The 15,681-nt window shown below is 44.7% G+C and carries 14 protein-coding genes; all 14 read left to right on the top strand.

Features of this window, described 5'->3' with window-relative positions:
• Positions 1–236 precede the first annotated feature (236 nt).
• Positions 237–1,367: a hypothetical protein gene (locus ACSQ8O_RS28510; protein ID WP_436244436.1), complete on the top strand. Its 1,131-nt coding sequence runs from the start codon at positions 237–239 to the stop codon at positions 1,365–1,367.
• The gene (locus ACSQ8O_RS28505; protein WP_436244435.1) at positions 1,348–2,607 is read left to right on the top strand and encodes a CpaF family protein; all 1,260 of its coding nucleotides are present in this window, start codon (positions 1,348–1,350) and stop codon (positions 2,605–2,607) included. Before ACSQ8O_RS28510 ends, ACSQ8O_RS28505 begins: the two co-directional genes overlap by 20 nt.
• Positions 2,604–3,482: a type II secretion system F family protein gene (locus ACSQ8O_RS28500; protein ID WP_436244434.1), complete on the top strand. Its 879-nt coding sequence runs from the start codon at positions 2,604–2,606 to the stop codon at positions 3,480–3,482. Before ACSQ8O_RS28505 ends, ACSQ8O_RS28500 begins: the two co-directional genes overlap by 4 nt.
• Before the next feature lie 43 nt (positions 3,483–3,525).
• A complete protein-coding gene (locus ACSQ8O_RS28495; protein ID WP_436244433.1) occupies positions 3,526–4,353 on the top strand; it encodes a type II secretion system F family protein in 828 nt (275 codons plus the stop codon).
• Between the two features lie 15 nt (positions 4,354–4,368).
• Positions 4,369–4,596 (top strand): Flp1 family type IVb pilin, encoded by a 228-nt coding sequence (locus ACSQ8O_RS28490; protein WP_056621006.1) that lies wholly within the window; start codon positions 4,369–4,371, stop codon positions 4,594–4,596.
• The gene (locus ACSQ8O_RS28485; protein WP_436244432.1) at positions 4,562–5,590 is read left to right on the top strand and encodes a TadE family protein; all 1,029 of its coding nucleotides are present in this window, start codon (positions 4,562–4,564) and stop codon (positions 5,588–5,590) included. Before ACSQ8O_RS28490 ends, ACSQ8O_RS28485 begins: the two co-directional genes overlap by 35 nt.
• Before the next feature lie 14 nt (positions 5,591–5,604).
• A complete protein-coding gene (locus ACSQ8O_RS28480) occupies positions 5,605–7,863 on the top strand; it encodes a hypothetical protein (protein WP_436244431.1) in 2,259 nt (752 codons plus the stop codon).
• Positions 7,864–7,879: 16 nt separating this feature from the next.
• Positions 7,880–8,545 carry a TadE/TadG family type IV pilus assembly protein gene (locus ACSQ8O_RS28475; protein WP_436244430.1) on the top strand — a complete coding sequence of 222 codons (666 nt, stop codon included), beginning with the start codon at positions 7,880–7,882 and terminating at the stop codon, positions 8,543–8,545.
• The gene (locus ACSQ8O_RS28470) at positions 8,530–9,081 is read left to right on the top strand and encodes an A24 family peptidase (RefSeq protein WP_436244429.1); all 552 of its coding nucleotides are present in this window, start codon (positions 8,530–8,532) and stop codon (positions 9,079–9,081) included. The genes ACSQ8O_RS28475 and ACSQ8O_RS28470 overlap by 16 nt, the downstream gene beginning before the upstream one ends.
• Before the next feature lie 13 nt (positions 9,082–9,094).
• On the top strand, positions 9,095–10,537 hold the full coding sequence (locus ACSQ8O_RS28465; protein ID WP_436244428.1) for a DUF6382 domain-containing protein: 1,443 nt from the start codon (positions 9,095–9,097) through the stop codon (positions 10,535–10,537).
• A 105-nt stretch (positions 10,538–10,642) separates the two neighbouring features.
• Positions 10,643–12,199, top strand: a complete 1,557-nt coding sequence (locus ACSQ8O_RS28460; RefSeq protein WP_056621022.1) for an ABC-F family ATP-binding cassette domain-containing protein — start codon at positions 10,643–10,645, stop codon at positions 12,197–12,199.
• A gap of 25 nt (positions 12,200–12,224) precedes the next feature.
• Complete coding sequence (locus tag ACSQ8O_RS28455) at positions 12,225–12,515, top strand: Dabb family protein (RefSeq protein WP_056621024.1); 291 nt, start codon at positions 12,225–12,227, stop codon at positions 12,513–12,515.
• Between the two features lie 153 nt (positions 12,516–12,668).
• Positions 12,669–13,718, top strand: a complete 1,050-nt coding sequence (locus ACSQ8O_RS28450; protein WP_235550577.1) for a M42 family metallopeptidase — start codon at positions 12,669–12,671, stop codon at positions 13,716–13,718.
• A complete protein-coding gene (locus ACSQ8O_RS28445; RefSeq protein WP_436244427.1) occupies positions 13,715–15,664 on the top strand; it encodes an ABC-F family ATP-binding cassette domain-containing protein in 1,950 nt (649 codons plus the stop codon). The genes ACSQ8O_RS28450 and ACSQ8O_RS28445 overlap by 4 nt, the downstream gene beginning before the upstream one ends.
• Positions 15,665–15,681 lie beyond the last annotated feature (17 nt).

Raw genomic sequence — 15,681 nt, 5'->3', positions numbered from 1 at the left:
CAATTTGGGTAATTGAAAATCGGACAAGCGGAAGCACCGCTGATCGTAGAGGATTAATCTCTATTGTCAGCGCGTGCTTTTTTGTTTTTCCGAAGCAGACAGGAGGGGAAGTATGAGGGTGGAAACAATAACGCGAATAGCAATCGTGCTCGCTGTTATGGGTTGTGTACTCATTGGCAATGGTATGTACGCGAAGTTCGCTGGATAGCGAAAGTGTGGGAGAGGGGGGTGCTGCAATGAAGAAGCTTCAATTGTTTGTCTTAGACGACGACATGATTTATGCCGAACGATTAGCCATATTCATTCGGGCGACGGAGTTCGCTGAACGTATGCAAGTAAAGCTTTTCTCGCAATTTGAACTCCTACTGCAGGTGTTAGAAGAACCTAACCACAGTGGTGTGCTATTGATATCTGATGCATTTTATCCGCTATTGCAGCATCATCGTACGTCATTAAGCAAAATATTTTTGAGTCAACATATCAGGAATTCTGAAACCCCAGAAACTGTCCATCCATTCTTATTCCGTTTTCAGCCGCTGCACGAGTTGCTCTCACACATCCAAGCCTTATACACGGAAAGTTCCCCGTCAGGCTCTGGTCGAACACAAATGAATCGCACACGAGTGATATCCGTGTATAGCAGCAGTGGCAATGTCGGTAAATCGATTACGGCTGTTCATATGGCGAAACAGTTGGCATTCCGTGGTGAACGTGTCTTGTATCTGAGCATGGAGTCCATTAGCGTTGCTTCTCAGTGGTTGCAAGGTGAATCAGGGCGATTATCACAGCTCCTTTATTATTTGAAAGATTCATCGGAGTCGATAGGACCTAAGCTGGCGCTATTAAAATCACATGATGCTACTCGAAGGTTCGATTATTTAACCCCACTTGAGCAAATGCGGGAGATGCAAGAAATGAGTGGTGAGCAAGTGAAAAAACTCATTGCGTCCATAGTGGGCCTGTCAGTCTACGATACCCTTATCGTGGATCTCGAAACGTCCGTTCATCCGAGAATCGTCAAGAGTTTAGAGCTTAGCGATGTGATCATTTGGCTGATCCGAGATGATTGGAATGATGCTTTTCGAACTAAAACACTATTAAAACAAATGAGTGCATATCCTCAAATCCGTTTTGTTATGACGAGCTTTAGGGGGAATCAGACCAATTCTTTCGATTTTCTAGGTAAAGAATTATCATTCAAACTTCCCTATATTCCTGATTGGAAGGTGATGAGTTCGGCAGATCAAGTTTGGCAATCGGATATATTTTCCGAACAGGTGTATGTCATGCTGCAGGCTGTTTGCAATGAGAATGAGGGAAGTTCCAAGGAAGGAGCGCATTCTTATCTTGAATCAAGGGCTGTTTAACGAATTAAAGCAGGAGATTAAAGAGAATCTCGATCTCACACATGAGGTTAGTGACGCACAGTTACTGGGGCATATCGAAGAAACCATTTTTCGTGCTGCAAGAGCGCATAGCTGGACTTCAAGTGATATGCACGTCGGTGTTAAGCGTATTTTTGATAGCTTTAGGGGGTTAGATATTCTCCAACCGTTAATCGACGATCCAACGGTGACAGAGATAATGGTTAATGGTCATAGCTGTATTTTCTTCGAACGGATGGGTGCCGTTGAACGTTACCCCTATGAGCTAGAAAGTGCAGAGAAGCTTGAAGACTTAATTCAAATGATTGTGTCCAAAGTGAATCGGATAGTTAATCAGGCCACACCTATTGTGGATGCAAGGTTGAAAGACGGTTCGCGTGTAAATATCGTGCTTCCACCTGCCTCTCTAAGTGGTCCGACATTAACTATCCGTAAATTTCCTGCAAAGCCACTGGATATGTCGGATTTGATTGGGATGGAAAGTATTTCTAGTGAGGCTGCGGAAATGCTTCGGATGATGGTTGAAGCGGGATTCAATATATTCGTCGGAGGTGGAACGGGCTCAGGTAAAACGACGTTTCTCAATGCCTTGAGTGCGTGGATTCCTGAGCATGAACGTGTGATTACAATTGAAGATTCAGCAGAGCTTCAGATCCAAACCGTACCCAATTTAGTCCGATTAGAAACGAGAAATGCGAATACAGAAGGGAAGGGGGCGATCACGATGCGAGAATTAATTCGATCTTCCCTGCGGATGCGCCCTAATCGAATTATTGTTGGGGAGGTACGTGGAGCTGAGGCGCTAGATATGCTGGCTGCAATGAATACGGGGCATGATGGTAGCTTAAGTACCGGCCACGCGAACACCTCGCAAGATATGCTCAGTAGGCTGGAGACGATGGTACTCAGTGCGGCGCCGCTCCCCATTGAAGTTATACGTAAGCAGATCGCCTCAGCACTTGATGTAATTGTACATATTTCCCGGATGCGAGATCGATCACGCAAAGTAACAGAGATTCAACAAGTTGTTGGGATGAAGGATGGCGAAGTTCAGCTGCAACCGCTGTTTCTCTTTGAGGAAAGCGGGGAGTCGCCAGAAGGGAAGCTTCTTGGAACACTCCGTTATACGGGGCAGACACTTGCTAATATGTACAAACTCCAAATGGCAGGTAAGCAGTTACCCAGTTGGTTTATTCGAAGAGTAGGAGGTGTTGTGGGATGAGTGTGTGGTTGCTGCTCATCTTCATGGGTGGCGCGAGTTGGCTTCTATTACGATATCTTGAAAAACGAAAATTCCCTTGTAAAGAAAGCGAGATCCCCCCAATACACAAGTCACGGCCAGTCCTCCCAGTTGTATTCATCGATTATAACGATTATCACTTGTCCTCCAAAGAGAGAATAGCAGCCATACTCATGCTAGGTTTACCGTCATTCATGGTCGGTTATATTTTCTACCAAAATGTTATCCTCGCTGCCGCTTTAGGATCTACGGGTTTTCTGTTTCCTCGCTTTCGTCGGCAGCAATTAATCCAAAAACGTAAGAATATGCTTTATGTACAATTTAAACAGGCTCTCAGCTGTCTTTCTTCCTCTATGACGGTGGGGAAATCCATTGAATCGGCATTTCGAGAAGCATGGGAGGATTTGAAGCTGCTGTATCCTGATCCAGCTTGTTTGATCGTCGTTGAGTTTGGCTTGATTTGCCGTAAGGTCGAAAATGGTGAACCGATCGAAGCAGCACTTAAACATTTTGCAGATCGCAGTCATTTAGAAGATATTCTCAGCTTTTCTGATGTTTTTCTGACCTGTAAACGTACGGGAGGAAATCTAATTGAGGTGATGAAACGAACAGCAACGGTCATTGCCGAGAAGTTAGACATAACCCAGGAAATATCAGTCATGGTCGCTCAAAAGCGTTTTGAATCGAGAGTTCTTGTTGTTGCTCCCGTCCTCATTGTTGCTGTATTGGCATTTTCCTCGCCTGATTATATGGTTCCACTGTATCGTGGGAGCGGGATTCTCATCATGACCGTCTGCTTGTCGTTGCTTGGCGCTTGTTATGTACTCACTCAAAAAATAATGAATATCAAGGTGTAGGATGTGGATATGGTTATTTGGCTTGGCACAAATTGTGTTTTGTATGTCAGTACAGGTGATCGGACGGAAGAAATACGGTAGTCAGCTTCAGATACAAACGTACCCCTTTCGGATGAAAATGCTCTTACCGACAAGCTATTATGTGATCGATAAGCTCCAATTGTTAGAAAGGTTCCCCGATTTCACTTTAAAAATCCATCATAAATGTATGACCTTATATGGAAGAAGCTTGTCTTCGCAAGGCAGTAAATGGTTTATGGCAGAACTTATATCAGCTTCCATCATGTGTCTATTCGTCGTTACCGTACTTGCCATTCTAGCAGGTGAAGATAGTTCGTTGCTTGCCTTTGGCGTTGTTGCTGCGATAGGGACACCAGTGATGATGGTTCGTGATTTGGACAACAAAATACGTAAAAAACAGCAATCGATGATTCTTGAGCTTCCTGAATTTCTGAGCACAATCGTGCTTTTAGTAAATGCTGGAGAGACAGTCAACCGTGCTTGGATCCGTTGTGTTCAAGCAAAGCCAAATATGTCTGATTCCCCGCTTTACAAAGAGCTGCTTGTTGCTGTGCATGAACTGGAGATGAATATCTCCTTCACGAAAGTATTAGAGGACTTCAGTAAGCGCTGCGCGTTACATGAAGTATCATTATTTGCATCAACGTTAGGTCTTAACTATAGAAGAGGCGGCAATGACTTTGTCGTTTCGCTGCATTCTCTTTCACTGGAGCTGTGGCAGCGGAGGAAGAGTGTATCGCGGACATTAGGTGAGGAAGCATCTTCTAAGCTTGTATTCCCGATGGTGTTAATTTTTGTTGTGGTGATGGTGATCGTCGCGGCACCTGCGTTACTCATGATGAACCAATAGGAGAGGAATGTTGAAATGGAAACAATACTTGAATTCTTTAAGCGTATGTGGAAAGAGGAAGACGGATTAGGAACGTTAGAAATTTTATTGATAGTAGCGGTGTTAGTTGCAATTGCGATCATTTTCAGAAAGTGGATCGTCTCATGGTTCCAGAAGCTGATCGGTGATGCCAATTCCGACCTGAAGGATAACAGTGCGGTTGCACCCTGTGCGCCGAGCCCGACCACCAGTTGTGCGCCGTAGTCGACTTCGTCAGTTCATCAACAATGAGCTGGGTACCTTTACGTTAGAAGCATCCCTTGTATTTCCGGTGATCTTAATTTGTACAGTGACATTGTTGTTTGTAGGCATGTTTGCCTATCAACATGTTTTTGTAGGGCAATTAGCTCGTTCAGCTGCTGAAAAGTTAGCTTTTACTTGGACTAACAGCCATAAAGATATAAGTACTGGAAGTTATAATCCGCAGGAAACGGACGGTTTGTATTGGCGTCTAACGCAGGACAATGTAAGCGACTTATTTGGCTTGTTACTAGGTAGATCTGGGGCTAGTATCGCACTTCCCACTAATGAAGCTAATGGTTTAGTTGAGAAAAAACTAGCTAGAGCCGCGGTATTACTTCCAACTGGCGTTACTGGAACAGCATCCTATGCGAATTATTTATTGGACCATCGAGTTGAAGTGACGGTAAACAAGTCTTTTATCATGCCTTCAATACTTAGTCGGTGGATGCATACAACGCAAACGGAAAGTAAAGCTGTTGTACATGTAATTGATTCTATTGAGCTGATCAGAACAACAGACCTTACGCGCACTTATCTGCCAACTTTAGTCGGACGGATATCTACCGAGAAAGCGAAAGCGGCACTTGTAGATCCGGTCAAAAGCGATTTGTCAGGTCCAAGCGTCAGTATTCAATCTGAACGTCAAGCATCTTCGTACTTGAGGTCACTTGTAGGAGGGACAGAGGTTGTAAGGACGACTGCGTCTGGTAAAAGCAGAAAAATTGATGCTTTAGACGCAAGAGGCATTGGTCATCAAGCGTTTTATAGTTTGACGGAAGCTCAGCTTCGCACCGAACAGCTCCCGAAGGATGTTGAATTACTCGAGCATGATCCGACTGTGAAAGGCATCGTTTGGCATTTTTTTAAGAAGGATGCCAGCGGCAAAGGAATGCCCACGGTTGCTTTTCGCAAAGAACTTGAACGTAAAGGGATTGTAGTCGTTATTCATAATTAGAAAGAGGGGAGCCATTGAAAAGATTCTTACGAGCAGAAAATGGCACCGTATCTGTCTATTTGATCCTTATTATTGTGCCAATTTTTTTATTTCAAGCGGTACTCATTGATTTTGCCAGAATTAAAGTAGCCGAGAAAGAAACGGAATCTGCCTTACATGCAGCTGCGCGCTCGGTGATGTCTTCCTTTGATCCCGAGCTGCAGAAGAGAGGGCTTTATGGCATGGGTCTCTCTCAAGAGGCGTCAGAAAAATTGCTTAACGATGTTTTTATCCAAAACTTATCGGGTGGCGTCTCCGAGAATGCTTTTCATTTTATTAATACCAAAGCTGTCGATGGAGCGTTACGCGTTACGCCAGTTTATACGCTTGCTAGTCATGTCATATTTGAGGGGCAGCTCTTAGAGGATATGAAAATAAAAGCACCGATTGAATATACGCTCGAAATAGTTGATAAATTTCAAAAGAGCGGCGTCCGTGAGCCTTTTCAGATGGGTTCTCAATTTGCCAAGGAAGCGTCTGAGCTCGAGAAGTTGATCGAGCAACGGGAAAGCTTACTAGATGAAGCATGGCAGAGCGCGGAAGAGTTCTATGTCAGAACTACTGAATTTCATAGCTATTATAGTGCCAGAGTTGCTGAATTAGACAAGTTATCTGGTGAAATCGGCATTCATACAGTTGACGAAGTTCGCAGCGAAATTAGTCAAGTTCAAGAGAATTTGCGTTCGCTTACAGCGAGCATAAGGAATATGGATCTTTCATTAGCATCACTTGTACAAGCAGGTCCTGAGGCAGCCGCTAGTATCCGATCACTTGCCGAAGCCAAAAGCAGGCTTGAGGAGCAGGCTGGAATGCTGTCACAAAAGTTAAATGAGCTGGAAGCTTTAGTGCAAAAAATTATGACTTACACAGCACTTATCATCCGTACCAAACTTGAGGTGGCTGCAGATGAAAAAGTAGTTCAACAACTACAGCAGGTGATTGAGCCAATCTTACGACAAGCCAAGCAAAAAAATGACGAAATACGCTCAGAGCTGACGGGAATCTCGAGCACTTCTACTCAAGGAAACTCGTCTGTGTATGATGTGTTTCAACATGTGTCCTTGATTGGAGATGATTATTTTTACAAATATCAAACGTCGATCGCAGCAATCTCTGCGTTGTTTTCATCATTCCGATCTGCTGTAGAGAGTGTCGTCTTGTATACTACCGTAAATACAAGCAAAGTTAATCAAGCCAATGACAGCTACCTGACAGTTGCTAATGATTTTCATGCCAAACAAAGTCCGTTAGAAAAATCGAGAATGGATGCAAATGAAGCTACAACGACGGATAAGCAGACTCAAAAGAATAAAATCCAAGCCATTATGGATAAGGCCAAGCAAGCGATCGGTGGTTGCAGCCTAACAAGTACGCAATCCAGTGATTCTGTGACTTATAGTAAGCTCCAAGGTGATTCAGGCTTCTATCAGAAATATCGACAAGCGAATGCGCAAGATACAACGATAGGGAACAATGTTGCCTATGATATTGAAAAAGCAGAACCTACTAGTTTGAGGGCAATGGATATGCTTGGTTTATTGAATAGCGCTGCGGAAGTTCTCCGAGATGAACTTTACGTGAATGAATATGCGTTAACGAAGTTTAACTTCCGAACCTATGGACTAGAGAAAGATCCAAGGGGGAACCCGAAATTGTCGAATGAGCTAGTTGATCCTGGGACACACGCTTTAGTAAATCAAGAGGTTGAATACCTGTTGTATGGTTTCTCTTCCTGTGTGGCTAATATGTCTTCCGCCTATGCAGAAATATTTTCATTACGCTTAGCAATTCGTACCGTTGAAGCGTTATTAGATCCTAAAAAAGAACTTCTCCAAATAGGCTCCCCGTTACTCGTTTTTCTGGCAGCCGCGGCTCAAGGTGCAGCTGAGGCATTCGTCGATATGAACGCTTTGGTGAAAGGTGAGGCTGTTGAATTATCGTCAAAGCTCATCTCATCGGCACTCCAATTGACGTATAAAGACTATCTCCGTTTATTTCTTATGTTACATAGCAATAATACCAAGCTGATGTCCCGAATGCAGGCCCTCCACGAATTAGAGACAGGTAAAGATCTCAATCAACAAACATCCTATATCCAAGCGAATGCAACGAGTGAAATCAGGCTTTGGTTTATTCCTCAAGTGATGAAACTGCTGGATGGGACTGGACTTTTAGGATGTAAAGTTGTTGGAACACACTGTCAAATGAACCGAGCTGCCGTCGTTTCGTATTGAGGAAGGAGACATGGATTTGCTTCTCAAATTGCATAAAGAGCAAGAAGGCGGCATCGTCCTGGAAGCTTCACTTATTCTGCCTTTGTTTCTTGCTTTCGTAGTAGGTCTTGTCCTTTTCATTCAAATTGCTTTGGTAGAAATGGCGTTGCAGTCCGGCGTTTCCGAGGCAACGAAGTCCATTGCGGGTCAACTGTATCCTGTGAGGATACTAGTTCAAGAAGCTCAATTAAAATATGATCAAAGCCGCGCAGCTGAGATGCTTAATACTGTCGTGGATCAAGTCCAATCAGCGAGGGAGCATGTGACGAGTACAGAGGAAATTGCTAATGAATACGCGGCTTACATACCTGATTCGCTGTTAGAGATCGTACGTTGGGAAAAAGAGAAGCGAGTGCTTGGCGAAGGCATGGCACAAGATGAGTTGAATGAATTTTATCAATCACAAGTTATGCCGCGGATGCTTGCTGCCTTTACACCAATTGTGTTTGCATTTTGTGATGTGAAGTTCGTTAATAAGAGCAACTTCAAAGTCATTTCTGTAACGTTGCCGAGTTTGAAGCAGGACGGGGAGGCGTTTTTTGGGATCGAGGCTCAACTGATCTATCAATTGCCCATCCCTTTTATGAGCCAAACGATTGTTCTGAAAAAAAGGGGCTTTGAGCGGGCTTGGGTAGGAGCTTAATTGAAGGGAGGAGTAACCTTATTCTTGTATGTCTTGGTCTATTTATTATTTTTATAACTGTTGCCTTTATCATTGATGTGCGGTATTCAAAGCTGCCCAATAAGTTGACCATGTGTGGAACGTTATTCGGAGTATTGTTCCACACATGCTCAGAAGGCTGGAACGGGCTACTTTTTTCTCTCATTGGTGCAGGTACAGGCTTTATCATGGTACTTGTGTTGTATGCAATTGGGGCATTGGGAGCTGGAGATGTCAAACTTTTTGCTGCTATCGGAGCAATAATGGGCGTTATGTTTGTTGTGCAAACACTTGTTTATGCGATTTTATGGGCAGGATTAATCGGACTTTTCCTTCTTCTTTTTCAAAGAAAAATAAGAACAACGAGTCGTAAGCTTGCCGGTTGGTTGTTCTCTATACTGGTGCTCAAAAGGTTTGAAACCTTTTTTGAACTTAAGCAACAAAAAAACATCAAATTCCCCTTTATGTACGCGGTTTTTCCAGCTGTAGCCGTTACGATTTACTATTCTTTGCTTTGAATGAGGTGTTTGTATGACACAAGAAGTATTCGGACTTCGTTATGAATTTGTTTATCGACATGGACATCTTATGGAGCTGTTCAAGGAAGGAGGTTTAGAAGCGAGTGAGCTTTCCAATTTGCAGGTGCGCATGTTAGAAGCCAATCAAATACCAAGGTTGTTGCCGTTCGACATTCATGAGGTGGATTCAAACATTCGACTACTGTATAGATTGTCCTCCAAACGAATGCTGTCACATGTTTTGAAAGTAGAGAATTTCTCCATCCATTTACTTGCCAAATTGATGTACGCGATCGTTAGTACACTGGATGAAAGCAAGAATTATATGCTGTGTGAGATGAATTTCGTCTTGAAAGATAATTTTATTTTCATAGGACAAGATTGGTCGGATGTTTACCTGACGTATGCGCCGCTAAATATAGCTCATGATGTCGATGAGAGCTATCTTGCGATAGATGCACTTCTCCATAAACTTATCCTACATCTTAGAGAAGAGGAACAGGTACAACTGCAGGCTTGGGTGCCAACACATTTAGCTAGAAAAAGTTTTCAAGCATATAAGGAAGCGTTATTAAAGTTGATGGACGAGCCGATTCTTAAACGAGAAACAATTGCTACCCCACCTTCCGAAACTATTGTAGCCCCGGTACCAGAACAAGGATTACCCAAAGCACATTGGAAGCATGATGAAGCGAAACACATCCAGCCCAAAACTGAAAATCCCATCTTGTCTAAACGTGAACAGATGCAACTATCCTTCATACCTCTACAGCAACGGTGGCGATGGATGACGATTGCTTTTATCCTTATTTTACTTGCTTTTCTGTGGCAGCAATATTTGGAAAGTCCCTCGACAAGCCTGCTGCAAATCATTGCAGGAACTACTTTGTTATTGGGGGATGTGGGCTTCGTTCTACTTTTCTTAGGTCGCCCTGATTTCTCTAGTCGAATGATTCAAAATCAGAAAAGTTCCTCTACCGCTCACAACATCTATGATCCCGGTAACGAAGTCATGCTTGATGATGCTAATTGTGCGACGGATCCACTGGACATCCAGCACTATTATCAAAATCTGACCTTGCATACAACCTTGCTCAGTCCATCACATTCAAATGCCACAGTGCTACTTGGGAAATCTCCCAAGCGAGATCAACTTGGCCCTCGATTGGAGAGGCAAGTTGAAGGAGTCAACCAAACCGTTCCTATTAACAGTGAAGTGTTTACCATTGGTAGAGGGGATTCAAGCAGCAGAGTCGATTATGTGGTGGAAGATGTAGGTGTTTCCAGGATTCATGCGGAAATTGTTCAAACTAGCAATGGTTTTCAGCTTCGAGATGCAGGCTCTATGAACGGAACGTTTTTGAATGAGTTTCCACTCGTCACCTATCAAGGATATACGTTAAAAGATGGGGACATTGTGCGAATTATTCGACAAGAACTGACTTTTCGGCTCTAATACAAATAGTTCTACTTCCTGTCTGCGATGAGCAGTGGTATAATAAGAAGTCGCGAGTAAAATACGTGATTATCTCAGAACTAGACAGGGGTTTGGTTTTACAAAATGAGTCTTTTAACAATTGAAGATTTAAGCCACAGCTTTGGTGATCGTACATTGTTCAAAAATGTTTCGTTCCGCTTGCTTGCTGGTGAACGCGTTGGCATTGTAGGAGCTAATGGCGTGGGGAAATCCACGTTGATGAATATATTAACAGGCAAGCTTTTGAAGGATACAGGAAAAGTAGAATGGACACCGAGAGTCCATTACGGATATTTGGATCAACATTCCGTGTTGGCCGCAGGTCGAACAATCCGTGATATTTTGCGTGATGCATTCCTGCCTTTGTATGAAGAAGAAAAAAGAATGATGGCTATTACCGACAAAATGGGAGATGCCACGCCTGAGGAGCTTGAAGTGCTTCTTGAGGAAATGGGTGAAATTCAAGAACGTTTGGAGATCGGTGATTTCTATCTGCTTGATGTGAAAATCGAAGAGATGGGTAATGGTCTTGGTTTGAATGCGATTGGATTAGATCGTGATGTGACATCTCTTAGTGGTGGACAAAGAACGAAGGTTCTTCTTGCAAAGCTTTTGCTAGAAAAGCCAACCGTGCTATTGCTTGATGAGCCTACCAACTATTTGGATGTGGAACACATTGAGTGGTTGAAAATGTACTTGAAAGATTATCCGTATGCGTTCATGCTAATTTCACATGATACGGAATTTATGAACGAAGTTGTCAATGTTGTCTATCATTTAGAATTTTCCAAGTTGACGCGATATACGGCGAATTATGAGAAGTTCCTTGATATGGCTGAAATGAATAAGGCGCAGCATATCGACGCTTATGAGAAACAGCAAGAGTATATCAAAAAGCAGGAAGATTTCATCGCGCGTAATAAAGCACGTGCTTCAACTTCAACTCGTGCGAAGAGCCGTGAAAAGCAGTTGGATCGCATTGACCGCATTGAGCGCCCAGAAACGGCAATGAAGCCTACATTTGTATTCAAAGAATCGCGTTCAAGTGGTAGAATCGTATTTGAAGCGGAAAATTTGGAGATCGGCTATGATCGTGCCTTGCTCCCAAGAATGAATGTGACGATTGAACGCGGTGAGAAAATTGCGATCGTCGGCTGCAACGGGGTAGGTAAATCCACCTTATTGAAGACGATTCTTGGCAAAATAGAACCGTTCAGCGGTAAGACGTATCGCGGTGATTATTTGAGTCCTGCGTACTTTGAACAAGAGGTCAAAGCACCAAGCATGACGCCGATTGATGATGTATGGAATTCCTTCTCTTCCATGACTCAGAATGAAGTTCGAGGAGCGCTTGCGCGAGTTGGGCTTAAGAATGAGCATATCACGCGAGCGATGAGCATGTTAAGTGGTGGCGAACAAGCGAAAGTTCGCTTGTGCAAACTGCTTATGCAGGAAAGCAACTGGTTGTTATTCGATGAGCCGACGAACCATTTGGATGTCGTGGCCAAAGAGGAGCTTCAGCGTGCTCTGAAAGAGTACAAGGGCACTGTCCTGCTTGTTTGCCATGAGCCTGAATTCTATGAAGGCTGGGTAACACGTGTATGGGACGTTGAAGAGTGGTCTGCCAAGGTTACAAATTAATTTATTCAAATCGGAGGAGATAACGATGTTAACGCATGTCGTGTTTTTTAAACTCAAAGATCGTAGTCCAGAAGCCATTGAAGTAACCAAAGCTGTTCTTACGAACATGGAGGGTAAAATCCCGGTTTTAAGGCACATTGAGGTTGGAACTGATATTTTACACCTAGAGCGTTCTTACGATATCGCACTCATTACGAAGTTTGATTCTCTAGACGATTTGAAGGTTTACGATACGCACCCTGTGCACGAACAAGTCAAAGCTCATATGAAAACAGTTCTTGATGGAACGTCCATCTGTGTTGATTTTGTAAGCTAACCCATGTTTGAAAAACATAGGAGAACAGTGTAGTATCCTTAGAAGAGGCTCGTTCTTGACGTTGTCATGGACGAGCGAAAATTCTTAGGCTGCACTGTTTTTTGTGTGTTTAGCGCAGGTGCGAAATTACATAGACATGGGAGAGGAATCCAAGTGAAGTCTAAATTAAATAGAGCTTACATGACAGAAGTTCTAGAAATGCTACTGCGGACTCCTAGTCCAACAGGGTATACGCATCACATTATGCAAAAAGTTGAGCTAGAAGTGAGTAAACTTGGCTTTGAGCTTTCTTATACGAATAAAGGCTGCGGCATCGTGACCATTCCAGGCGCGAGTTCTGATCGTGTAATTGGCATTTCCGCGCATGTGGACACACTTGGTGCTATGGTTCGTTCAATTAAAGAAAATGGCACGTTGAAAATTACGTCGCTTGGCGGTTTTATGATGGGTGCAATTGAGAATGAGTACGTGCAAATTCATACCCGTGATGAGCGTGTTTATGATGGTACGATTCTTACGTCCAGACCATCCGTGCACGTATACGAAGATGCGAGAGAGTACAAGCGCGATGAGGCGAATATGGAAGTTCGTATTGATGAGCTAGTGAACTCCAAAAAAGATGTGCAAGCACTTGGCATCCGTGTTGGTGATTTCATCTCTTTCGATCCGCGTGTACAGGTGAAGGAAAATGGATATGTGAAATCTCGTCATTTGGATGATAAAGCAAGCGTTGCATCCTTGTTTGGTCTTCTTAAATGGATGAAAGAGCAAGATATCCAACCGTTCTATACGATCAAGCTGTTCTTCTCCAATTATGAAGAGGTGGGTCATGGCTCATCTTTTATTCCAGAAGATATTACAGACTTTATCGCAGTAGATATGGGTGCGCTTGGTGATGATTTGAGCGGAAGCGAGCGCGATGTTTCCATTTGCGCGAAAGATTCGTCAGGGCCTTACGACTATGCAATGACGTCGAAAATGATTGAGCATGCCGAGAAGCTAGAAATCGGCTATGCCGTGGACATTTATCCGCGCTACGGATCCGATGCATCCGCAGCGCTTAGAGGCGGCCGTGACATTCGTGCGGCGCTAATTGGGCCAGGAGTTCATGCGTCACATAGCATGGAGCGAACGCATATGGATGCTGTAGTGAACACAGCAGCCCTTCTTGCGGCGTACATCCAGGAGCCGGTGCAAGGATGAATATTCTAAGCGCGGTCGATATAACCAAAACCTATGGCGACAAAGTGCTCTTCGATGATATCTCGTTCACGCTAAACGAGAAGCAGCGCATTGGCCTCATCGGCGTGAACGGCACAGGCAAGTCCACGCTGCTGAAGATGCTGGCGGGTCTGGAAACACCGGATCGCGGCAAGCTTGTGCACGCGAACCATTTCCGCGTGGAATACTTGCCGCAAAACCCAGAATTCGATCCGAACTCTACGGTGCTTGAGCAAGTATTCCACGGCGATTCGCCGCTCATGAAGACGTTGCGCGACTATGAGCTGGCCCTTGCGGAGTTGGAGCAGGATTCCGGAAGCGAGAAGAAACAAGCGCGCCTATTCTCTGCTCAGGCGCGCATGGATGAGCAAGGTGCCTGGGAAGCCAGCACCTTAGCCAAAACCGTGCTGATGAAGCTCGGCATCAGCGAGTTCGAAAAGCCCGTCGGCCAGCTGTCTGGTGGTCAACGCAAACGCGTCGCCATGGCGCGCGTGCTCATTCAGCCCGCCGATCTGCTCATCCTGGATGAGCCGACGAACCATATTGATAACGAGACGGCCATCTGGCTCGAGGAATTCCTCAGTAAGTGGCGCGGCGCTTTGCTGCTCGTTACCCATGACCGGTACTTCCTAGAGCGGGTCACCACCCGCATTCTGGAGCTGGACCGGGGCAAGATTTACAGCTATGAGGGGAACTACGAGTGGTTCCTCGAGAAGAAGGCCGAGCGGATGGATTCTGAAGCCGCTAGTGAAGATAAGCGGCAGAATCTCCTCCGCCGCGAGTTGGCCTGGCTCCGTCGCGGCGCGAAGGCGCGCACGACGAAACAGAAGGCGCGTATTAACCGCGCCGAGGATTTAAGGGACCGCAAGGTTGACGGTCCCGGTGAGAAGCTCGACATGGCGCTGGCTGGCAGCCGCCTTGGCAAAAAGGTGATGGAGCTTGACGACATCAGCAAGTCTTTCTCAGGCGGGAAGCAGCTGCTCTGCGGCTTCAGCTACATTGTGATGCCGAAGGATCGTCTCGGCATCATTGGTCCGAACGGCAGCGGCAAGTCGACGCTGCTTAACATGCTCGCCGGGCGCATTCAGCCCGACAGTGGCACGATTGAGACCGGCACAACCGTCAAGTTGGCCTATTACACGCAAGAGAACGTTGAAATGGACGAGAAGATGCGTGTGATTGAATATATCAAGGAAGCCGCAGAGCAGATCCGCACGTCGGATGGTGAAACCATTTCGGCCGCACAGATGCTTGAGCGCTTTTTATTCTCTCCTAATTTGCAGTGGTCGCCAATCGGCAAACTCTCGGGTGGAGAGCGCCGTAGACTTTATTTGTTACGTACGTTAATGGGCGAACCGAATGTTTTGCTTCTCGATGAGCCGACCAATGACTTGGACATCCAAACTTTGACGATACTGGAAGATTATCTAGATCAATTCTCCGGGGCTGTTATTACGGTTTCCCATGATCGATACTTTTTGGATCGAACCGTGACGCATTTATTTGCCTTCGACGGTAATGGTGGGATAGAGCCCTTCATTGGAACATATTCCGATTATTTGGAAGACAAACGGGAACAAGAAGAAGCGGAGCAAGCTCGGAAAGAAATCATTCGCCAAGCGAGTGCGAAGACGACTAGCGGCACTCCTGTTGCAAATCCTTCAAGCTCGGCTCCAGCTACGAATCGTCCGAAGAAACTTTCGTTTAAAGACCAGAAGGAATGGGACGAAATCGAGAACACGATTGCTACTTTGGAGGACAAAGTCGACAGCTTGAAAAAGCAAATCGAAAACTCTGGAAGTAACTTTGATCTCGCTCGTGATCTCTATGAACAAGAGCAACAAACCGCTGCGGAGCTTGAGGCTGCAATGGAAAGATGGACTTATTTATCAGAGTTAGTAGAAGAAATAGAGCGAAATAAGTTATGATAGAAGAAAATATTATA

It is taken from the genome of Paenibacillus sp. LjRoot56, assembly GCF_964253335.1.
In the GTDB taxonomy this organism is placed as follows: Bacteria; Bacillota; Bacilli; order Paenibacillales; family NBRC-103111; genus Paenibacillus_E; species Paenibacillus_E allorhizoplanae.
This window is presented reverse-complemented; position numbering and strand designations above follow the sequence as displayed.

Coding starts and splice junctions, on each gene's coding strand:
- ACSQ8O_RS28510 (WP_436244436.1), top strand. CDS start 237: ATGAAGAAGCTTCAATTGTTTGTCTTAGACGACGACATGATTTATGCC.
- ACSQ8O_RS28500 (WP_436244434.1), top strand. CDS start 2,604: ATGAGTGTGTGGTTGCTGCTCATCTTCATGGGTGGCGCGAGTTGGCTT.
- ACSQ8O_RS28495 (WP_436244433.1), top strand. CDS start 3,526: ATGTCAGTACAGGTGATCGGACGGAAGAAATACGGTAGTCAGCTTCAG.
- ACSQ8O_RS28490 (WP_056621006.1), top strand. CDS start 4,369: ATGGAAACAATACTTGAATTCTTTAAGCGTATGTGGAAAGAGGAAGAC.
- ACSQ8O_RS28465 (WP_436244428.1), top strand. CDS start 9,095: ATGACACAAGAAGTATTCGGACTTCGTTATGAATTTGTTTATCGACAT.
- ACSQ8O_RS28460 (WP_056621022.1), top strand. CDS start 10,643: ATGAGTCTTTTAACAATTGAAGATTTAAGCCACAGCTTTGGTGATCGT.
- ACSQ8O_RS28455 (WP_056621024.1), top strand. CDS start 12,225: ATGTTAACGCATGTCGTGTTTTTTAAACTCAAAGATCGTAGTCCAGAA.
- ACSQ8O_RS28445 (WP_436244427.1), top strand. CDS start 13,715: ATGAATATTCTAAGCGCGGTCGATATAACCAAAACCTATGGCGACAAA.